This is a genomic window from Paenimyroides ceti, assembly GCF_030409925.1.
Map to the genome: position 1 here is coordinate 931,991 of NZ_JAUFQU010000001.1, position 21,692 is coordinate 953,682.

Sequence of the window (21,692 nt, forward strand, 5' to 3'; positions counted from 1 at the left end):
ATTTGGGATATTACGAATTTAAAAAGTAACAAAATGATTATTATTAAAAAATGGGATGCACAAACGTCCCTGTCGAAAACAGCCCAAGCCAATGCAGTCAACTTTCTTTATGAAAACCTGCAGCAGTACGGAGATCCTAAACAAGATATTGAAAAAGCAGTAATGTATGCTTTGAATCAGACTGAAAGAGAGACTTCCGGATTTGTATTGGTAGCCACTATCGATGAAGAAATAGTCGGTGTTACAGTGGTGAATGAAACGGGAATGAAAGATTATATTCCGGAAAATATCTTAGTATATATTGCTACGCATCAGGACTATAGAGGGAAAGGAATCGGTATGAGTCTCATGCAGAATGCTATTGAATCAAGTGAAGGCAATATTGCCTTGCATGTAGAACCTGACAATCCGGCAAGAAAATTATATGAAAAATTAGGATTTACCAATAAGTATCTTGAAATGAGATATATAAAATAAAGTTATGGCATATATCACATTAGATAAACAAAAACTAAAGAACAATTTTGAAGTATTAAATGATTTTTTTGATAAGCAGGGTATTCACTGGTCTATTGTGACCAAAATCTTGTGCGGAAATAAAAAGTATCTTGAAGTGTTACTGGATTTGGGCGTTACGAACTGTTCCGATTCAAGAACTTCTAACTTAAAGATCATCAAAAGCATTAATCCCAATGCCCGTACACTTTATATAAAACCACCGGCAAAAGGCGTGATAGAAGAAGTTGTACAATATGCAGATGTAAGTCTTAACTCTGATATCACTACCATAAAAATGCTGTCGGAGGAAGCGAAGAAACAGCAAAAAATCCATCAGGTGATTATCATGATTGATTTGGGAGAATTACGTGAGGGGGTTATGAGAGAAGACTTTATCCAGTTTTATGAAGATATTTTTGAACTCGATCATATTGAAGTGATCGGTTTGGGAACTAATTTATCCTGTTTATACGGAATATTGCCCAATGCTGATAAACTCATTCAATTGAGTCTGTATAAGCAGCTTGTAGAAGAAAAATTCAATAAAAAAATAGCATTTATTTCCGGAGGCTCTTCTGTAACCATACCCTTGATTGAACAGAATATTTTGCCGAAAGGAATCAACCATTTCCGAATCGGTGAAACCTTATTCATGGGAACCAATGTGTATAATAATACCAGTTACGCTACGTTAAAACAGCGTGTTTTTAAACTCTATGCAGAAATTATTGAGTTGTATGAGAAACCCATTGTACCTTCAGGTGAAATGGGAACCAATCTGGAAGGTGAAACCATTACTTTTGATCAGGATGATATCGGAAAAACCTCTAACCGGGCACTTATTGATATCGGAATACTGGATATCGATGTCAATCATCTTGAAACTACAGATGAGACCATCAAAATTGCTGGAGCAACATCAGATATGATTGTACTTGATCTTGGTGAAAACAATCATGAGTATCAGGTAGGAAGCGTTGTAGAATTTACCATGGACTATATGGGAATTGTGAGAATCATGAATTCCAAATATATTGAAAAACGAGTGGTTTAAATAAAAAGAGAGGGGCTTACCCTCTCTTTTTTGTTTTTGAGGATTGATTAAGAGATCGTTTTATGGTTTTTTAGTTCTCAAAAAAAAACAGTTGTAATATTTTAATTACAACTGTTTTATTATTAATGAAAATCAAGTGTTATTTAATAAACTCAATCTGTTTTTCTTCTTCGCGGTTAACATTATCAAAAAAGCCTTGTTCATTCATCCACTCATCACTGTATATTTTATTCATATAACGTGATCCGTGATCCGGAAATATAATGATGACATTACTGTTTTCATCAAATTCGCCTTCTTCAGCAAACTGTTTGGCAGCCTGAAAAGCAGCTCCGGAGGTGTATCCTACAAATAAACCTTCTGTTTTAGATATCTTTCGTGCCATATGAGCGGCATCTTCATCAGATACTTTTATAAACTTATCAATCACATCAAAGTCGGTTGCAGTAGGGATGAGGTTTTTACCCATTCCTTCAATTCTGTAAGGATAAATTTCAGAAGGATCCAGTTCGTGGGTTTCGTGAAATTTTTTTAATACAGAGCCAAATGCATCAACTCCCAGTATTTTGATATTCGGATTTTGTTCTTTAAGATAGCGTGCAGTACCTGAGATGGTACCTCCTGTTCCGGAACAGGCAATCAGATGGGTAATCTTGCCATTGGTCTGATTCCATATTTCAGGACCGGTGGTTTTATAGTGTGCATCAATGTTTAAATCGTTGAAATATTGATTGATGTAAACTGATCCGGCGGTTTCTTCGTGAAGACGTTTCGCAACAGAATAATAGGATCTTGGGTCATCTGCTGATACATTTGCCGGACAAACATATACCTTAGCTCCCATAGCTCTCAGCATATCAATTTTGTCTGAGGATGATTTAGAAGTAACTGCTAAAACACATTCATATCCTTTAATAATGCTGACCATTGCAATGCTGAATCCTGTATTACCAGATGTTGTTTCAACAATGACATTTCCGGGTTTCAGAATGCCTTGTCTTTCAGCTTCTTCAATAATATGATAAGCAATTCTGTCTTTTGATGAGTGCCCCGGATTAAAAGCTTCTACTTTCGCGTAAAAATTACCTTTTAAACCTTCTGATACTTTGTTAATTTTAACTAATGGAGTGTTTCCGATCAGGTCTAAAATATCATGAGCTTGAATCTCTTCTTTCATAATTATTATTTTAAAAGAGAAGTTTTTTCATTCCCTTACAACTTGACAAAATTAATAAATTTTTTTTTTACTATTCGTTTATTCCTTCTAAATCTAACAAAAAGCTATATTCTTTTGCTACTTCCTTTAAGGCCTCAAAACGTCCGGATGCCCCACCGTGTCCTGCTTCCATGTTAGTGTCGAGAAATAATAAATTTTTATTTGTCCGCAAAGCCCTTAATTTAGCAATCCATTTAGCGGGTTCCCAATATTGAACCTGGGAATCATGTAAACCGGTTGATATATAGAGGTTTGGATATTCTTTAGCGGTTACATTATCATAAGGAGAATAGGATTTCATATAATCATAATACACCGGATCATTCGGATTTCCCCATTCATCATATTCACCTGTGGTCAGCGGGATAGAATCATCGAGCATAGTAGTAACCACATCAACAAAAGGTACCTGAGCAATAATACCGTTATAAAGCTCAGGTTGCATATTCATAATCGCTCCCATCAGTAAACCTCCTGCAGAACCACCTTCTGCGTACAGATGTTTTGCAGAGGTGTATTTCTGTTCAATTAAAAATTTTGAACAATCGATAAAGTCAGTAAAGGTATTTTTCTTTTGAAGTAGTTTTCCTTCTTCATACCAATATCTTCCCAATTCTTCTCCTCCGCGAATATGTGCAATGACATAGATAAAGCCCCTGTTTAATAAACTAAGCCGTATGCTTGAAAAATAAGGATCCATCGTAGAACCGTATGATCCGTAAGCATATAAAAGCAGCGGATTTTCTCCGTTTTTTTCTATTCCCTTTTTGTATACAACAGACATGGGTATTTTCGTTCCGTCAGCAGCTGTAGCCCAAAGGCGTTCTTCAGTATAATTATCTTTATCAAAATCACCTAAAACAGGTTGTTCTTTTTTAACCTCCTTTGTACGTGTATCCATATTGAAATCGATTACTGAGGCCGGGGTTTTCATGGATTGATAACTATAACGCAATATATCAGTATCAAAATCTACATTCGTAGTGGTGTATGCGGTATACGTTTCACTATCAAAAGGTAAGTAATACGCATTTTCCGGCTGTTGCCATGGTTGTATTTTTATGTGTGTTAAACCATTTGTCCGTTCAGAAATTACTAAATAGTCTTTAAAAATATCAATACCTTCCAAAAGTGTTTCTTCTCTGTGTGCAATGACAGTCTTCCAGTTTTCTTTACCGGTAGCATCTTCCGTTGTGTGCATCAGTTGAAAGTTCGTCGCTTTATCTTTATTTGTGAGAATATAAAAGCTATTGCCATAATGAGAAATACTATACTCCAGACCTCTTGTTCTCTTCTGAAAAACACTAAACTTACCAGTAGGATTGGTAGCTTCGAGAATTCTATATTCCGTTGTAAGCGTACTGTCAGAGCCGATAATCAGATATTTTTTTGATTTGGAACGATAGATATAAGTACTGAACGTTTCATCTTTTTCGTTGTAAATAAGAACATCCTCTTGAGTAGCGGTCCCCAGACAATGTTTCAAGATCTGATCAGGCCGTAATGTTTGTTCGTCTTTTCTGGAATAAAAAAGGGATTTATTATCTGCTGCCCAGGTAGAACTTCCGGTTGTTTTTTCAATTTTTACCGGTAAAATAATTCCGGTTTCCAGATCTTTTATCTGTAGGGTATATTCTCTTCTGGAAACAGTATCGACTCCAAAAGCGGCATATCGGTTATCATCACTGATGTTAATACCCGATAGATGAAAATAAGCAAAACCTTCCGCCATTACATTACAATCAAACATGATTTCTTCAGGAGCATCAAGAGATCCTTTTTTGCGCGAATAAATAGGGTAATCTTTACCCGTTTCAAAACGCGTAATATAATAATATCCGTTGTAGAGATACGGCACCGAAGCATCGTCTTCTTTGATGCGCGATTTCATTTCTTCAAATAATGCCTGCTGCAATTGTTTGGTATGTGCAGTACATTTTTCATAATAGGCATTTTCTGCATTCAGGTAATCGATTACTTCCGGATTCTCTCTCTCGTTCATCCAAAAATAATTATCAGTCCGGATGTCTCCGTGTTTTTCTAAACGCACAGGTTTAATAGCCGCAATAGGCTCATTTATTTCATATATATCTGGTTTCATTTTTCAAAAAAATATAGTAACATGCAAAAATAGTACAATTCCATAAGATAGGAAGGTGCATTTTCAATTTAAAAGAGTTTGAAAATCATTTCAATTTGATATTTTTGTAACCATTAACAATTTAATACATAATAGAATGTTTGGCGATTTAATGGGTATGATGGGCAAATTACAGGAAGCTCAGAAAAAAGTAGAAGAAACTAAAAAACGTTTAGATACGGTTTTGATAGATGAAAACAGTTCCGACAATCTTCTGCAGGTTACGGTAACGGCAAACAGCAAAATAAGAACAATCAATATTGACGATCGCTTGCTTGAAGATAAAGAGCAATTGGAAGATTATCTTATTCTTACTCTAAACAAAGCCTTGGAAAAGGCAGCTAAAATCAATGAAACAGAATTAGCAGTTGCTGCGAAAGACGGAATGCCTAACATTCCGGGAATGGATTTATTCAAATAATAGATGAAAAAAATTTTTATATTACTGCTTACCACATCTTTTATTATAGCCTGTAATAAAAAATCAGGAGATGATAACCTTAAAATTGTAGGTAATATCGAAGGATTGAGTCAGGGAAAACTCTATCTGCAAACGGTTAAAGACAGTGCTTTGGTCACACTTGACAGTATGATTATTAAGGGAAATTCTCATTTTGAAACTTCTTTACACATAGAAGAACCTCAGGTAATGTATCTTTCTCTTGACAGAGGAACTTCTTTGTCAGAAGATAATTACATACTGTTTTTTGCAGAACCCGGAGAGTTAAAAATCAACTCTACCTTATCTCACTTTTTTGCAGATGCTAAAATAGAAGGTTCAGAAAATCAGAAATTATATCAAAATTATCTGGATACCAAAAAGAAAATCCTTACGGCAAAAAATGACTTGATACGGGCACAGGTTCTGGCTGATAAAAACAATCAGGAAGCTGCCTCTGACAGTTTACTGACGCTCATTGGAAAAACGGATAAACGCATGTATCTGAATGCCGTAAACTTCTCCGTTAAAAACAAAGACAAGGCTGTAGCTGCTTATATTGCATTGACTGAAGTAGCGCCTCTGAGCCATGTATATCTCGATACCATTTCCAATGCATTGACTCCGGAAGTGAAAAAAAGTTTATACGGTAAAATACTGACTGATTATATAGAGGAAGTCAAAAGCATCAATCAATAATAAAGCATGCAATTATCAGTTATTATTCTAAACTATAATGTTTCTCATTTTTTACAAACCTGTATTAAAAGTGTTCAAAGAGCCATTAGTGCTATAGAGGCAGAAATTATAGTAGTAGATAATGCTTCTTCAGATGACTCTGTAGAAATGATGCATGCTGTTTTTCCTGAAATCACTTTTATTGCCAATAAAGAAAATGCGGGGTTTCCAAAAGGGAATAATATGGGGGTAGACCTTGCCCGTGGGAAATATATTTGTATTCTTAATCCCGATACTATAGTTGGAGAGCATACTTTTACTCATATGATAGCTTTCGCTGGCTCAAAAAAACAAGCAGGTATTATCGGATGTAAAATGATAGATGGTTCAGGACATTTTTTACCGGAATCAAAGAGAAGCGTACCCACTCCGTGGGTAGCTTTTACAAAAGTTACGGGTTTATATAAAATATTTCCGCATTCAGGCGCTTTTAATCGTTACTATGCACAGCATCTGAAAGAAAATGAATCCGGTAAAGTGGATATACTTGCCGGAGCCTTTATGTTTATGGAACGGGAACTTTACATCAAAGTTGGCGGTTTTGACGAACAGTGCTTTATGTATTCTGATGATATCGATTTATCATACACGGTTTTAAAGCAGCAAAAGGAAAATTTTTATTTTTCGGATGTTTCCATTATCCATTTCAAAGGTGAGAGTACCTTAAAAGATAATACTTACATGAGGCGTTTCAAAGATGCCATGCATTTTTTCTACAGCAAACACTTCTCAGCCTCTTTTCTTTTTAATATGATGATGGAAGCTGGAATTCTACTATTTGCTTTCAAGAAAAAAACGGAAAAAGGAATCAAAAAGAAAAAGCCGCAACATTATGTACTGGTGTCTCAGAATCAGGAACTGGAGATTATTTTAGAAAAAAAACTTTTGATAAAGTTGGAAAGAATTAACTTTGTAAGAGACGTAGCTCAAATTCTGGAGAAATATCGGAATCAATCCGTTGAAATTCTATATGATGCGGATCATTATAGTTATGAGGAATATATTAATTTATTAGAAACATATCAAAATAACGGGATAAGTTTTAAAATAAAGCCTCATAATGCTTCCTTTTTCATAGGAAGTGATGATAAAAATGGAAGGGGAGAGATAATTAATTTTAGTACCTTGATTAAAAAATAATTAGTGAAAATCAGAAATAGTATTATTTTTGTAAAAAAAATCGTAAAACACAACCTCAGATTAAATATATGGCAAAGTTTGAATTGAAATTACCTAAGATGGGAGAGTCTGTTGCTGAAGCAACAATTACAAATTGGGTAAAAAATGTAGGCGATACTGTTGAACAAGATGAAACAGTTGTTGAAATAGCAACTGATAAAGTAGACAGTGAAGTTCCTTCTGAAGTTTCAGGAACCATTGTAGAAATTCTTTTTAACACAGATGATGTTGTTCAGGTAGGTCAGGTTATTGCAATTATTGAAACAGAAGGTGGTGATGCAGTTTCTACACCGATTGCAACACAAGATACAACAGCATCCGTTGCACAGATTGAAAAATCTGTTGAGGTTGCAAAAGAAACAGTAAATACTGATTTTTCAGCTTCAGAAAAATTCTTCTCTCCTTTGGTGAAAAATATCGCTAAAGAAGAAGGTGTTTCAGTGGAAGAATTAGACAACATAAACGGAACAGGAAAAGATGGACGGGTTACGAAAACCGATATTTTGGAATACGTAAAAAATAGAGGTACACAACCGGCAGCTGCAAAAGCAATGCCAGCAGCGCCTTCAACACCGGCTGTTAAAGAAGCTCCGGTTGCTGCTAAAGCGGCACCTGTATCTGTAAACGGACAGGATGAGATCGTAGAAATGGACCGTATGAGAAAAATGATAGCACATCATATGGTGCAATCAGTTCAGACTTCTGCCCATGTTCAGTCTTTTATTGAAGTAGATGTAACCAATATTGTGAAATGGAGAGATAAAGTAAAAGGAGCCTTTGAAAAAAGAGAAGGTGAGAAACTTACTTTTACACCAATCTTTATGGAAGCAGTTGCAAAAGCCTTAAAAGATTTCCCTATGATGAACATTTCAGTTGATGGAGATACCATTATAAAACGAAAAAACATCAATTTAGGAATGGCTGCAGCATTGCCTAACGGAAATCTTATTGTACCGGTTATCCGAAATGCAGACCAACTCAATCTGGTAGGTATGGCAAAAGCAGTAAACGATTTGGCAAACAGAGCGAGAAATGGTAAATTAAAACCAGATGATACACAAGGAGGAACGTATACGGTAACTAATGTGGGAACTTTTGGTTCTGTATTTGGAACTCCGATAATCAATCAGCCTCAGGTAGGTATTTTAGCTTTAGGAGCTATAAGAAAAGTACCTGCGGTAATAGAAACACCTGAAGGAGATTTCATCGGAATACGTCAGAAAATGTTCTTGTCACATTCTTATGATCATCGTGTAGTTGACGGTTCTTTGGGAGGACAATTTGTACAACGCGTAGCTAACTATCTCGAAGCATTTGATGCTAACAGAGATTTTTAATACAAAAAGGCTGAAAATTTTTTTTCAGCCTTTTTTATTTTAATCTATAAATACGTTTATTAAAGCCACTTTTTGCAGTGGCTTTTTTTTGCTTTTAAATTATATCTCTTTGTTTTTTTCTATCATCTTTTTGTGTTTAGATAAATATTCTATTTTTTGTAAATTTAAATTTGTTTTTTAGATTATTTATTTACTAAATTTGCATTTAAATATAAAATAATCATGATTTTGTTTCAGTTGTTTCTTGATGAGGTAATGATGACTGTATTAATGTGCAGTTCTATGGCTCTATGGATATAAGGGAAGGAATCTTGTGAAATCGTATAAGATGCTTCTGATATTTCAGAAGCATTTTTAATATAAAAAAGAATGATTGAATTAAAGAATGTATCAAAAACGTATGGTAAAGGTCAGCTGCGGCTACAAGCTTTATCAGATATCAGCTTTCAATTACAGAAGGGAGAAATTCTAGGAATTATTGGGAGATCGGGTGCGGGTAAAAGTACTCTTATCCGTTGTGTAAACCTTTTGGAAATACCTGATCAGGGGCAGGTAATCATAAATAATACGGATATAACGGGCTTAAAAGGAAAAAAACTTGAAGAGCAACGTAAGAAAATAGGTATGATTTTTCAACATTTTAATCTGCTGACTTCCAGAACTATTTTTGATAACATAGCCTTGCCGATGGAACTGGCGGGAAAATCAAAAAAAGAGATACGTGAGAAAGTGGAAGAATTACTCGAACTGGTAGGAATTGCTGATAAGGCCCGACAATACCCTGCAAATCTTTCCGGAGGACAAAAACAACGGGTGGCTATAGCACGTGCTTTGGCAAATGATCCTCATTTGTTGCTATGTGATGAAGCAACGAGTGCTCTGGATCCGGCAACTACAAAATCTATTTTGGAGTTATTACAACGGATTAATGAACGTTTAAAAATTACAATTCTCATCATCACACATGAAATGGAGGTGGTTAAATCAATCTGTCATTCAGTAGCCATTATTGATAAGGGAAAATTAATGGTAAAAGGTACTGTACAGGAAATCCTTTCTGATCAGAATCATCCGGTAGTAGCTGCTTTTTTACCGGAAGAAAAAGACATACAACTGCCAACGGACATTGCAAAAACAATAAAAGCAACCTATACAGAAGAGGGATCTGCTGTTGTAGAAATAAAAATGCCAGAGAATGGTACAATAACCTGGATAGCAGATGTAGCTTCTTTATTTAATGTAAAAGTACGGATTATTAAATCTGCCATTGAGTCTTTTGGAACTCTTACAACGGGCTATTTGATTGCTTTGTTTGAGGGAGATAATCTTCAGATTGAACAGGCATTACACTACTTAAATGAAAAAAAGATTAATATAAAACTAAAAGGATATGCTTCAAGGTAATTTTTTATTATTGTTTAATGGTTTGCTGGAAACGATAATCATGACTTTTGTTTCAGGCTTTTTCGGTTTTTTATTAGGACTTCCTCTTGGGCTTTTTCTTTTTTTAACCCGAGAAGGACAATTGCTCGAAAACAAGTGGTACCATCAGATATTAGCAATTTTTGTTAATGTTTTTCGCTCCATACCTTTTATTATACTCATTGTTTGGATGATTCCCTTTACACGTTTACTCGTAGGCACTTCTATTGGAATGACAGCCGCTTTGGTGCCATTAAGCATAGGAGCTGCTCCTTTTATTGCCCGTCTGATTGAAAACAGTCTTTTAGAAATACCGGAAGGTCTTATCGAAGCGGTGCGTTCGATGGGAGCAAATCCAATGCAGATCATCACTAAAGTATTACTACCCGAGGCTTTACCCTCAATCATCAATACAATTTCTATTACTCTTATTACACTCGTAGGATATTCTGCTATGGGGGGTGCTGTCGGAGCCGGTGGATTGGGACAAATCGGTTATCAATATGGATACATAGGTTATGATACTTTTATCATGAATGCCGTTTTATTGCTGCTTGTTTTGTTGGTTTTTATCATACAATGGACAGGTGACTACTTATCAAAAAAATACAATCATCGCTAAATACAGATACTATGAAAACACATTATTTATCAGGACTGCTCATAGCAGCCTTGCTTTTAACAGGATGTACGACCAAAAATGATAAATCTGATCCTGATTTTATAAGGGTAGGGATTACATCCGGTCCTGAAAAAGATATTGCTGAAGCAGCAAAAAAAGTTGCAAAAGAAAAATATCATTTAGAAGTAGAGTTGGTAGCATTTAATGATTATGTGATACCGAACGAAGCTTTAGAAAAAGGAGACATTGATGTCAATGTTTTTCAGCATGTTCCTTATTTAAAAGAACAGTCTAAACAACGCGGATATCAATTGAGTGTAGTAGGCAACACTTTTGTATACCCCATAGTAGGGTATTCAAAAAAGATAAAAAATATAGCTGAACTACAGCAGGGAAATACGGTAGCCATTCCGAATGATCCTACAAACGGAGCCCGTGCTTTGTTGCTGTTGGAAAAATATAAACTATTGAAATTGCGTCCAACAGGTGAAATACTGCCACGTGTTACAGATATTATAGAAAATCCAAAGCAACTCAGAATTGTAGAAATTGAAGCTCCACAGCTTCCGCGAGTTTTAGACGACAAAGAGGTTGTGATCGCTGTTATCAATAACAATTTTGCAGCGCAAGCCGGATTAGATACCAAAGAATTTGGATTGTTTACAGAAGATAAAGATTCTCCTTATGTGAATGTAATTGTTTCCAGAAAAGATAATAAAGAAGAAGACAAGGTCAAAAGATTTGTAAAAGCGTACCAATCTGAAGAAGTGGTAAAAACTGCACGTTTGGTTTTTAAAGATGGAGCAGTCAGAGGCTGGTAAATGAAATCGATTTGAATTCTCCTCACTGTGCAGTTTATCTTGAGAAATATAGTTATTTTTACAGGCAAATAAAAACAGTACTTTTTAACAACTTGCCTATGAAAATTTTAGTATTGGATAATTATGACTCTTTTGTCTATAATCTTGTACACGCACTGGAAGAACTCTCTGATGCAGAAATTACAGTAGCAAAAAATGATGAAATCGAGCTGGAAGAAGTACGTTTTTTTGATAAAATATTACTTTCTCCGGGACCAGGATTGCCTGAACAGGCAGGAATCATGCCACAGCTTCTGCAAAAATATGCCCCTTCAAAAAGTATTCTCGGTGTATGTTTAGGACATCAGGCAATTGCCCAAAATTTTAAGGCAGAACTTTTTAATCTTGAAGAGCCACTACATGGGGTTGCGACAACAATGCAGATTGTAAAAGAAGATTATCTCTTTGATAGACTGCCACAAAAAATAGAAATTGGTCATTATCACTCCTGGGTTGCCAGATTTGAGAATAATGACCAGTTAAAAGTATTAGCTTATGATCAAGCGGGTAATATAATGGCATTAAAACATCGAGAATATGATGTTCGCGGGGTTCAGTTTCATCCGGAATCCATTCTTACTCCATCGGGAAAAGAAATACTCAGAAACTGGGTACTGCATAAAGTCTAATTCATACTATCTCTCAGTTTATATACCTGACTGATACGAAGTACATTTTCATTTTTTACATTTTCCATCAATTCTTTTAAATCAACGCGGTTAATCTGGTTAATTTTATTAGAAATGGAATCTGTAAATTTGTTATTGGATTCGATATAAGTATTGATAAAAATCTTATCAAAATTTGCTACATCAGAAGTTGTAAGCTTGAAGAGATTGTTGTTTTTTCCGGTAGAAATAACGGTATCTAATTTATAATTATATTTTTCTGCATATTCTTTTATAGCATTAATCATTTTTTGTCCGGAAACAACTTCTTCCTGTGCAAATTTTTTAAGTACATCACTTCTGGTTTTTTCATTAGCGATTATAAAAGATTCTACATCGTATAAATAATAATCCATCATGTGGTCCAGATTGGAAGCGATGAGTTTTTGTTCATCCGGACTCAATAAACTGATATCATTTTCTGTAACTTCTCTCGGTGGGGGAGTATCTCTCTTTTTACAAGAAGAAAAACCAATGACTAAGCTCATAGTGCCTATACATATGGAAAATAGACGTTTAGAAATTTTCATAGTTTTTTAATTTTAATGATTGGATTATAAATTTAATAAAAAAAAGGAATCATTTGTTTTTTTGTTAAATTATTTTTATATATAAACGGAAGCTTTTTTGTAATTTTTGTATTGCTATTAAACAACTGCATATCGTGTTATTTTAATAATTATAGGTTACAGAAGTTTTATTAAGTATAAATTAAGACGACTTATAAATATTCTTTTTAAATTTGCATTGTATAAAACAAAAGAGGAAAAATTTGACTGATTGCAACCTCATTAAAAAATGCTAAAGCAGCTTACTTCAATTTAGGTTGTTTTCTTTTTAATGCGCTTGTGACGGTCTTAAAAATTAAATAAATTATGGCCTATTATTTTACTTCAGAGTCAGTTAGTGAAGGACATCCCGACAAAATTGCAGATCAGATTTCTGATGCATTAATCGATAATTTTATGGCATTTGATCCTGATTCAAAAGTTGCTTGTGAAACATTGGTAACAACCGGTCAGGTAGTATTGGCAGGAGAAGTGAACTCTAAAACATATTTAGATGTACAGCAGATTACAAGAAATGTGATCAAAAAAATCGGATATACGAAAAGTGAATACATGTTTGATGCGAACTCATGTGGTATATTGTCTGCGATTCATGAACAATCTCAGGACATTAACCAGGGAGTTGACAAATCCAATAAAGAAGAACAGGGAGCAGGAGATCAGGGGATTATGTTTGGATATGCTACTTCAGAAACCGATGATTTTATGCCTTTAGCATTAGATTTATCTCACAAATTATTACAGGAACTCGCTGAAATAAGAAGAGAAAATTCTGAAATAACTTATTTGAGACCGGATGCGAAATCACAGGTAACTTTAGAGTACGGTGATGATAATAAACCAAAACGTGTAGTTACCATTGTACTTTCTACACAACATGATGATTTTATTAGACCGGAAAACAGTACTGTTGAAGAGAAAAAACGTGTTGAAAAGTTAATGCAGAATAAAATCAAAGAAGATATCAAGGTCATTCTGATTCCACGATTATTAGAAAAATATCCGCAGTATAAGCAATACTTTGAACAGCCGATTACCTACCATATCAATCCAACCGGTGTTTTCATCATTGGAGGTCCGCACGGAGATACAGGGCTTACAGGTAGAAAAATTATTGTAGATACCTATGGTGGTAAAGGAGCGCATGGTGGTGGAGCTTTTTCCGGAAAAGATCCGAGTAAAGTAGATCGTTCGGCAGCCTATGCAACACGTCATATTGCTAAAAATATTGTAGCGGCAGGTATTGCAGAAGAAGTACTGGTACAGGTATCTTATGCGATCGGAATTGCTGAACCAATGGGAGTTTATGTAAACACTTACGGAACGGCAAAAGTAAATTTCTCTGATGCAGAGATTGCTGAAAAGATTCAGAAACTGTTTGATTTACGACCTTATTTCATAGAAGAGAATCTAAAATTGCGCCAGCCAATCTACACGGAAACAGCAGCATATGGACATATGGGACGTAAAAATGAAATTGTAAAGAAAACATTCGTAAGTCCTTCAGGAGAAGTAAAAGAGGTAGAAGTAGAACTCTTTACCTGGGAAAAATTAGACAAAGTAGCTCTTCTTAAAGAAGCCTTTAATTAATAATTTTCTTACAATAAGAAATATCATAATATAAGTGGTTGATGATTATTCAGCCACTTTTATTTTTGTTTGAAAAAAATGACTATTTTAGATATAAGATAAAAAAGACTATTTTATAATGACTCAAAAAGTAATAGTTGGAAGTGAAGAATGGTGTTCTTTCCCTGACCTAAAAATTCCAGCGATAAAAGTACGTGTTGATTCCGGAGCAAAGACTTCCGCTTTACATGCCGAGCAGATTACACCTTTTGAAAAAGAGGGTGAAAAATGGGTACGCTTTATTGTCAATCCTATTCAGAATAATCAGAAATCGGTAATAAAATGCGAAGCAAAAATTATTGATCGCAGAGTTGTTAAAAGCTCCAGTGGATATAGAGAGTCACGCTTTGTAATTAAAACTAATATTTCTTTAGGGTCCTTTGACTGGGAGATTGAAGTAACACTTACCAATCGGGATTCTATGGGATTTCGTATGCTTTTAGGACGTGAGGCAATGAGCGGAAAGATCATTGTTGATCCGGAAGAGCGATATAAGCTGGGCGAAGTCAGTAATGAAATGATTAAAGAGTATTACCAGCTAACCAATCACGGAAAACAAGGATTGCGAATAGGTTTACTGGCAAGTAATCCGGAATTGTATTCCAACAAGCGTATTTTGGAAGCAGGAGAATTGAGAGGACATGAAATGCATTTTCTCAATATAAAACACTGCTATATGAAACTGGATGCTACACAGCCGGAAATCCATTATCGCGGTGGCAGGGTTCTTAATGATTTTGATGCAGTAATTCCAAGAATACGCCCGAGTATGACGTATTATGGTTGTGCACTGACACGTCACTTCGAATCCTTAAAAATATTCAGCTTAAATAATTCAGCAGCAATTACACAGTCCAGAGATAAATTGTTCTCACTGCAATTATTGCTTAACAACGGAGTAGAAATTCCTACCACTGGCTTTGCGAACTCTCCTCTTGATACCAATGATCTTATCAATATGGTTGGTGGCTCGCCTTTAATCATAAAGCTTCTTGAAGGTACACAAGGAAAAGGAGTGGTACTGGCAGAAACAAAAAAAGCTGCTGAGTCGGTTATCAATGCATTTAAAAGTTTGAATGCTAATATTTTGGTACAGGAATTCATCAAAGAAGCTAATGGAAAAGATCTGCGTCTTTTTGTGGTTGACGGAAAAGTAGTTGCTGCGATGCAGCGGGAAGCTTTACCGGGAGAATTCAGAGCTAATATTCATCTTGGCGGTACAGCTTCAGTAGTAAAAGTAACTGCGGAAGAAAAGAGAATTGCTATCAGAGCTGCAAAAGCAATGAATCTGAAAGTTGCCGGGGTAGATATTATCCGATCGGTTAAAGGGCCTTTATTACTTGAAGTTAATTCGTCACCCGGATTAGAAGGAATAGAGGGCGCTACCGGAAAAGACATTGCAGGTGAGATGATTAAGGCAATAGAGAAAAATTTTAAATATAAAATGGATTAAAAAATATAGATTGGTATCGTTTTTGACTAAACGTTAGAAATAAAAATAAAAAGAATATGAAAAAATTAATCATGCTATGTTTAACCATAGTAGCAACTCAAACAATCAGTGCTCAGATGCAAAATCAACCTAACACAATCAATGTTGTCGGAGAAGGAAAAATGTCAGTAGTTCCTGATCAGGCTATAATAACTATTGGAGCAGAAACAAAAGACAAAGATTCTGCAAAGGCCAAAAAAACAAATGATGATATTATTGCGAAAGTAATAAGTGTTCTTAAAAAATCTGGTGTAAACGAAAAAGATTATAAAACACAACAGGTGTCTTTATATAAAACCAGAGATTATAATTCTAAACAGGATTATTTCGTAGCGAGTCAGTCTATTCAAATCAATTTAAAAGATTTATCAAAATATGAAAGTTTGATGCTTTCTATGATTGATGCAGGTGCCAATAATATCAACGGAGTAGAGTTCAAATCGTCTAAAGTTGCCGATTATGAAACAGAAATCCGAAAAAAAGCTGTAGATAACGCAAAGAAAAAAGCAGGCGATTTCGCGGTAGCTTTAAACCAAAAAGTAGGAAAAGCAGTAATGATTTCTGATAACTCTCAAACGGTATATCCGAGAATGTATGCGATGAAAGCACAAATGATGAGCGATTCAGCAGAGTCTATGCAGCAAACATTAGCTATCGGAGAAATTGAAATTACAGCTTCTGTATCTATTTCTTTTGAATTATTGTAAAGAACAGTTAATATATTATATAAAAAAACGGATTCAATTTGAATCCGTTTTTTTATATCCCTATTTCTATTTGAAAGCGGATGTACCAGTTTCGTTCATGGGAGCCGTCAAAATAATTTAAATCATCAATAGTGAATTCGGTTTGTAGCTTAAAGGCATGTTCCCAGATGTATTTGGTAAGACCAATGCTGTATTGTTTTGCATCTGGTACCTGTATCTTATACAAATCGTCATGTACATTTTGAGTAGAAACACGACCAATAATCTCATAGTTGGAAGGGAAAGTATAACTTACCTGATAATCCATTCCGTGTCCGGCAAAAACATAAGACATGGCTTCCTTTCCATCAGCATCGAATCCGTACGTAATAGGTTTCTTTGTCATTCTGTTCATATAAGAATACATCGCTGCCCAACCGTTATATTTGAATACAGCATCGATAAAAGTAGATTGTAAATCTTTTTGTTCAAACAGAAGATTTCCCTGCTGTCCACGGTCATACTGGCTATCATTATTTTGATGAAATACCCCTGAAATCATAAATTTAGGTGTTTTTTCCCTTGCGATATCCCCTTCAAAATAATCTCCGCCCTTTGTAAAAACACCGAGTGGTAATAGCTCTAACTTTCCGGTCAGTGCCACATTCGTATCTTTACCATCCCAGTTTCTCCCATTTCCGGTAGTAATGGCTGTTTTTACATTCCATGAAAATTTGTCTTTTAATTCGTTAAGATAATATACCTGAAAACCAAAATCACGGTCAATATTAAATTTGGCATTATTGATAGATCTGTCAGTCAATTGAAGTGAACCGGATGAATTGACACGTTGTCTGTTTCCCGGTATTTTTGTCTGCCCAAAAATAATATTCCAATGTCTGTTAGCGCGGTAACTCACTGCCGCATCTCTTATGATATTCAGATTTTCTCCTTCTTCTATAGCTCCCACATCACCCGGAGCAAAAGACAATTGTAATGCATATTGAAATCTCGGATCTCCTACATATCCGTCTAAGCGCAAACGAAGACGTCTGATTTGTGCTTCATAATTGGATTCACCTTCTTCATAATCAAAATAGGTAACCCTGTTTTGCATACGGAACCGTATATTTAATTGAAAAAGACTATCAGCAGATGTCATTCCTAATCCTTTTCCGTAACTGTAATAAGGTAAGGCGGCTAATTTGAATTCTTGCGATTTGTGAATATCATCCTGGGAGTATAGTAATCCTGATGTTAATAACAGTAACGAGGATAATAATAATCTTTTCATGTAGATTTAATAATTTTACGCAAAACTAATCTTATTTTTGTACCACATTAAAGTTACTATATTAATAAATCATTAACAAAAGATTATGGAATCTAATTATATAGCCTATCATTTTACAGTTGAACCCAAAGAACCAGGTACTGAAATATTGATTGCCGAATTAGGAGAAAAGACCTTTGAGAGCTTTGTGGAAACAGAAAAAGGAGTGTCAGCATTTGTTCAGGAAGCTTTGTGGACAGCTGATATTTTAGATGATATTTATATTTTGGGTTCTGAAGAATTTACAATTTCTTATACAAAAGAAAATATTGAGCAGGTAAATTGGAATGAAGAATGGGAGAAAAATTTTGAGCCTATTGATGTAGATGGTATATGCTATATCAGAGCACCCTTTCACCCAACTCAAAATGCTAAGTATGAGATTGTGATAGAGCCTAAAATGAGTTTTGGTACCGGACATCATGAAACAACTTATATGATGATGAAGCATTTGCTCAACATGGAGGTAAAGGATATGGAAGTCCTCGATATGGGATGCGGAACGGCTATATTGGCTATTTTGGCATTGATGAAAGGAGCGAAACATGCTGATGCGATTGATATTGACAACTGGTGTTATCTGAACTCAATTGAGAATGCACAACGGAATAACATCGGCAATATTGACGTGTATGAAGGAGATGCGGGTTTACTTACGAAAGAGAAGATATATGATTTGGTTATCGCAAATATCAATAGAAATATTCTGTTAAACGATATGGCTGCTTATGTAAAAACGATGAAAGATGAAGCTATCATTTTATTTAGCGGTTTTTACACAGAAGATATACCTTCCATCACCGAAGAAGCAGAAAAGAATGGACTGGTTTTTGTGGATCAGTTAGAACGAAATAATTGGGTTTCATTAAAATTTAAAAAGCATTAAAATAATGAGTACTAAAGAAAAAGTATTAGAAGAGGTATCAATTGAAGAGTTATTGAATAATAATAATGAAATCATATTATACAATGATGATGTTAATACTTTTGATCATGTAATTGATACTTTGATGCGTGTTTGTGATCATGAAGCATTGCAGGCCGAACAATGCGCCTTATTAGTACACTACAAGGGAAAATGTGGGGTAAAATCCGGTTCTATGAAAGAATTGGAGCCCATTTGTTCCGCTTTGCTGGATGCAGGGCTAAGTGCAGAAATTGAATAGTTGCAGATGATACATAAAAAAACCTTCTTATTTAAGAAGGTTTTTTTATGTATTATTAATTGATTGAGTAGAAGTGATTGGATTAGTATGGTATATTGAAAAAGATTGTTTTTTAGTTAATGATTTCTTTTTGTATGTTTGTTAATTAAAATATCATATCTTTGTGATTAATATCATATGTATGAATGCCTTATATTTAATAATAAAATACATTAACAAAAGCAATTATGAAAAAACTATTACTTTTATTTTTTATACCTTTTATTTTTAGTTGTACAGATGAACCGGAAAATAATATAAAAGGAGAAGCAAAACTAATGGAACAGCATTTATATATAAAACCATTTCCAAATGAAAATGGAAAATATGAAAGTGAGCTTTATGCAATGGTTGGTGCTCATGGAAAAAATGAAATATTAGTACATGTAGATTTTACTGTTAAAGGACATGGGGTTATCAGTAGTAAATCTGCTAAACTCAAATATAATCCCATAGGATTAGACTATTCTACTAATAAGTATTTTGTCAAATTAGAAACAGAAGAACAGTTAGAAAATAGTTCTCTTTTAAAAGTTGAAGTGGTTCTTGATTAGAGAAAGTATATTCATTAAAATAATACCTTATTTTATTTCCTCATCTATTTGATGAGGATTTTTTTATTTAAAATTTTATACATTTAACGAAAGATATGATTTATGGAAAGCCTGTTCAATATTATATTTCGTTCCGTTGCTGTATATATTTTTATGCTCATTGCCATAAGACTGAGCGGAAAGAAAGAATTATCCCAGCTCAATACATCAGATGTTGTTCTTATTCTTTTGATAAGTAATGCTGTACAGAATGCGATGGTTGGTCCTGATACTTCTTTACTGGGAGGCATTGTTGCTGCGGCAGTTTTATTTCTCTTGAATTTTATATTAAAAAAAATCTTATTTAAAAATGAGCATCTTAGACTGTTACTTAATCAGAAGCCTGAAATTCTTATTCACAATGGAAAAATTGATTTTAAAACTGTAGCACGTTTAGATATTACTCAAGATGAACTATTGGAAGCTATGCGCGAGCATGGAGTCGAACGTTTTAAAGAAGTTAAACTAGCGATGTTAGAAATAGATGGTAATATCAGTATTATCTCAGGCAATAAAGAATTAAAACAGACCCATTATAAACGAAAACATCAACATAAAAATCTGACTGTAAATTAAATAAATAATCATATTTTTTGAATTAAAACATTTTTCAGCAGCCTTTTTCGTGCTTTTTGTTTATATTATTAACACTTTTTCTATCTTTTTTTTTAGATAAAAATGGTAACTTAGAAATTAATCATTTTTAAAAATCAATGCTATGAAAAAGTTAATGATGATGGGCTCATTGTCCGTGAGCTGCTTTATGTTTTTTTCCTGTATGTCATGTAATAACAATGACAATGGCAGTGAACAAATACCCGTTGGAGACCCTGTAGAAACACAACCTCCCAATACTGCATATAGTCCTGCATTTCCCGGTCAGACCCGCATAGGAAGTGTAAAAACGACTACTGCTCTGCAGATAGAAGAACTCGCTTCAGATCTTGGAAAACCATGGGGTATTATCAATTTACCCGACGGACGTTTATTAATTACCGAGAAATCGGGGTATTTGCTTTTATATACTGCTGACGGAGAACGTATTCATAAGATTGAAGGATTACCTGCAGTTGATGACGGAGGTCAGGGAGGTTTGCTGGATGTAGCAATTGATCCTGATTTCAATTCCAACAAAATGATATACTGGACTTTTTCTGAGCCATTCGGAGAGGGAAATCTAACGTCAGTAGCCAAAGGAAGACTTTCTGCTGATGAGCAAAATATTGAAAACCCACAGGTAATTTATCGTGCTGAACCATCCTATAACGGAAGTTTACACTATGGAGGAAGATTACTTTTTGATGAAACAGGACATTTGTTTGTGAGCACAGGAGAGCGATCAGATTTGGTAACACGACCTCAGGCCCAAGATCTCAATTCTGCTTTAGGAAAAATTGTACGAATTACAAAAGAGGGTAATGCAGCGGCAGGAAATCCATTTGCAAATCAATCCGGTGCAAGACCGGAAATATATTCTTACGGGCATAGAAATGTACAGGGGTTAGCCATACACCCGGTAACCAAAGATTTATGGGAAGCTGAATTCGGAGCAAAAGGAGGCGATGAAATAAACAGAATTGCTATCGGTAAAAATTATGGATGGCCGGTTATCAGTTATGGGCTTGAATATAGCGGTGAAAAAATCGGAGAAGGAATCACTCAGATGGAAGGAATGGAACAGCCGGTGTATTACTGGGATCCTTCAGTATCACCAAGCGGGATAGATTTCTATACAGGTACACAAATAGCCGAATGGAAAAATAATTTATTTTTAGGAGCATTAAGCGGTACTCATATTATCCGTATCGTGATTCAGAATAACAAAGTAGTTGGAGAAGAACGTCTATTGGCAGATAAGGGAGAACGTTTCAGAGATGTTTTGGGAACGCATCCAAACCAATCATTGTATGCTATTACAGATAGCGGGAAACTGTTTCGTATTTCAAAACAATAAGTAAAATCCAAAAGGATACTATAAAAAAAACCTCCGATGCATCACCGGAGGTTTTTTA

22 protein-coding genes are annotated in these 21,692 nt (G+C 34.8%); 18 read left to right on the plus strand and 4 right to left on the minus strand.

All coding sequences use genetic code 11. The features are described from left to right. Window positions 1-33: 33 nt before the first annotated feature. Both QW060_RS04435 and QW060_RS04440 read left to right on the plus strand, forming a co-directional pair. Complete coding sequence (locus QW060_RS04435; RefSeq protein ID WP_290362444.1) at window positions 34-477, plus strand: GNAT family N-acetyltransferase; 444 nt, start codon at window positions 34-36, stop codon at window positions 475-477. A gap of 4 nt (window positions 478-481) precedes the next feature. Then, complete coding sequence (locus tag QW060_RS04440; protein ID WP_290362445.1) at window positions 482-1,552, plus strand: alanine racemase; 1,071 nt, start codon at window positions 482-484, stop codon at window positions 1,550-1,552. 139 nt (window positions 1,553-1,691) lie between these two features. On the opposite strand, the gene QW060_RS04445 is transcribed toward QW060_RS04440, so the two are convergent. Both QW060_RS04445 and QW060_RS04450 read right to left on the minus strand, forming a co-directional pair. Continuing rightward, entirely contained in the window at window positions 1,692-2,729 is a 1,038-nt protein-coding gene (locus tag QW060_RS04445; protein ID WP_290362446.1) for a PLP-dependent cysteine synthase family protein, read from the minus strand. Between the two features lie 70 nt (window positions 2,730-2,799). Further along, window positions 2,800-4,869: a S9 family peptidase gene (locus tag QW060_RS04450; RefSeq protein ID WP_290362447.1), complete on the minus strand. Its 2,070-nt coding sequence runs from the start codon at window positions 4,867-4,869 to the stop codon at window positions 2,800-2,802. Between the two features lie 136 nt (window positions 4,870-5,005). On the opposite strand from QW060_RS04450, the gene QW060_RS04455 reads away from it, so the two are divergent. The 8 genes from QW060_RS04455 to QW060_RS04490 all read left to right on the plus strand — a co-directional run bounded on the left by QW060_RS04455 (window position 5,006) and on the right by QW060_RS04490 (window position 12,134). Then, on the plus strand, window positions 5,006-5,329 hold the full coding sequence (locus QW060_RS04455; RefSeq protein WP_290362448.1) for a YbaB/EbfC family nucleoid-associated protein: 324 nt from the start codon (window positions 5,006-5,008) through the stop codon (window positions 5,327-5,329). 3 nt (window positions 5,330-5,332) lie between these two features. After that, window positions 5,333-6,046 carry a DUF4369 domain-containing protein gene (locus tag QW060_RS04460; protein WP_290362449.1) on the plus strand — a complete coding sequence of 238 codons (714 nt, stop codon included), beginning with the start codon at window positions 5,333-5,335 and terminating at the stop codon, window positions 6,044-6,046. Window positions 6,047-6,052: 6 nt separating this feature from the next. Then, complete coding sequence (locus QW060_RS04465) at window positions 6,053-7,225, plus strand: glycosyltransferase (protein ID WP_290362450.1); 1,173 nt, start codon at window positions 6,053-6,055, stop codon at window positions 7,223-7,225. Window positions 7,226-7,293: 68 nt separating this feature from the next. Further along, on the plus strand, window positions 7,294-8,601 hold the full coding sequence (locus tag QW060_RS04470) for a dihydrolipoamide acetyltransferase family protein (RefSeq protein ID WP_290362451.1): 1,308 nt from the start codon (window positions 7,294-7,296) through the stop codon (window positions 8,599-8,601). 369 nt (window positions 8,602-8,970) lie between these two features. Further along, a complete protein-coding gene (locus tag QW060_RS04475) occupies window positions 8,971-10,005 on the plus strand; it encodes a methionine ABC transporter ATP-binding protein (protein ID WP_290362452.1) in 1,035 nt (344 codons plus the stop codon). After that, on the plus strand, window positions 9,992-10,645 hold the full coding sequence (gene metI / locus QW060_RS04480; protein ID WP_290362453.1) for a methionine ABC transporter permease MetI: 654 nt from the start codon (window positions 9,992-9,994) through the stop codon (window positions 10,643-10,645). Before QW060_RS04475 ends, metI begins: the two co-directional genes overlap by 14 nt. An 11-nt stretch (window positions 10,646-10,656) precedes the next feature. Further along, window positions 10,657-11,466 (plus strand): MetQ/NlpA family lipoprotein, encoded by an 810-nt coding sequence (locus tag QW060_RS04485; RefSeq protein ID WP_290362454.1) that lies wholly within the window; start codon window positions 10,657-10,659, stop codon window positions 11,464-11,466. 11 nt (window positions 11,467-11,477) lie between these two features. Beyond that, window positions 11,478-12,134, plus strand: a complete 657-nt coding sequence (locus tag QW060_RS04490) for an anthranilate synthase component II (RefSeq protein WP_290362455.1) — start codon at window positions 11,478-11,480, stop codon at window positions 12,132-12,134. On the opposite strand, the gene QW060_RS04495 is transcribed toward QW060_RS04490, so the two are convergent. Beyond that, complete coding sequence (locus QW060_RS04495) at window positions 12,131-12,703, minus strand: DUF4142 domain-containing protein (RefSeq protein WP_290362456.1); 573 nt, start codon at window positions 12,701-12,703, stop codon at window positions 12,131-12,133. The two genes, QW060_RS04490 and QW060_RS04495, sit on opposite strands and share 4 nt — an antisense overlap. A gap of 345 nt (window positions 12,704-13,048) precedes the next feature. Between QW060_RS04495 and metK the strand changes: the two genes are divergently transcribed. The 3 genes from metK to QW060_RS04510 all read left to right on the plus strand — a co-directional run bounded on the left by metK (window position 13,049) and on the right by QW060_RS04510 (window position 16,570). Beyond that, a complete protein-coding gene (gene metK / locus QW060_RS04500; RefSeq protein ID WP_290362457.1) occupies window positions 13,049-14,332 on the plus strand; it encodes a methionine adenosyltransferase in 1,284 nt (427 codons plus the stop codon). 118 nt (window positions 14,333-14,450) lie between these two features. Next, the gene (gene rimK / locus QW060_RS04505; protein WP_290362458.1) at window positions 14,451-15,824 is read left to right on the plus strand and encodes a 30S ribosomal protein S6--L-glutamate ligase; all 1,374 of its coding nucleotides are present in this window, start codon (window positions 14,451-14,453) and stop codon (window positions 15,822-15,824) included. Between the two features lie 56 nt (window positions 15,825-15,880). Next, a complete protein-coding gene (locus tag QW060_RS04510) occupies window positions 15,881-16,570 on the plus strand; it encodes an SIMPL domain-containing protein (RefSeq protein WP_290362459.1) in 690 nt (229 codons plus the stop codon). A 52-nt stretch (window positions 16,571-16,622) separates the two neighbouring features. Here QW060_RS04510 and QW060_RS04515 read toward each other — a convergent pair whose 3' ends face one another. Then, complete coding sequence (locus tag QW060_RS04515) at window positions 16,623-17,843, minus strand: porin (protein ID WP_290362460.1); 1,221 nt, start codon at window positions 17,841-17,843, stop codon at window positions 16,623-16,625. An 85-nt stretch (window positions 17,844-17,928) separates the two neighbouring features. Here QW060_RS04515 and prmA point away from each other — a divergent pair, with 85 nt between their 5' ends. From prmA to QW060_RS04540, 5 genes are all read left to right on the plus strand, one after another. Beyond that, window positions 17,929-18,768 (plus strand): 50S ribosomal protein L11 methyltransferase, encoded by an 840-nt coding sequence (prmA, locus tag QW060_RS04520; protein WP_290362461.1) that lies wholly within the window; start codon window positions 17,929-17,931, stop codon window positions 18,766-18,768. A 4-nt stretch (window positions 18,769-18,772) separates the two neighbouring features. Beyond that, window positions 18,773-19,048 (plus strand): ATP-dependent Clp protease adaptor ClpS, encoded by a 276-nt coding sequence (locus tag QW060_RS04525; RefSeq protein WP_290362462.1) that lies wholly within the window; start codon window positions 18,773-18,775, stop codon window positions 19,046-19,048. 227 nt (window positions 19,049-19,275) lie between these two features. Continuing rightward, window positions 19,276-19,641 carry a hypothetical protein gene (locus tag QW060_RS04530; RefSeq protein WP_290362463.1) on the plus strand — a complete coding sequence of 122 codons (366 nt, stop codon included), beginning with the start codon at window positions 19,276-19,278 and terminating at the stop codon, window positions 19,639-19,641. A 102-nt stretch (window positions 19,642-19,743) separates the two neighbouring features. Continuing rightward, on the plus strand, window positions 19,744-20,256 hold the full coding sequence (locus QW060_RS04535) for a DUF421 domain-containing protein (protein WP_290362464.1): 513 nt from the start codon (window positions 19,744-19,746) through the stop codon (window positions 20,254-20,256). A 142-nt stretch (window positions 20,257-20,398) separates the two neighbouring features. After that, on the plus strand, window positions 20,399-21,634 hold the full coding sequence (locus tag QW060_RS04540) for a PQQ-dependent sugar dehydrogenase (RefSeq protein WP_290362465.1): 1,236 nt from the start codon (window positions 20,399-20,401) through the stop codon (window positions 21,632-21,634). Window positions 21,635-21,692: the final 58 nt, after the last annotated feature.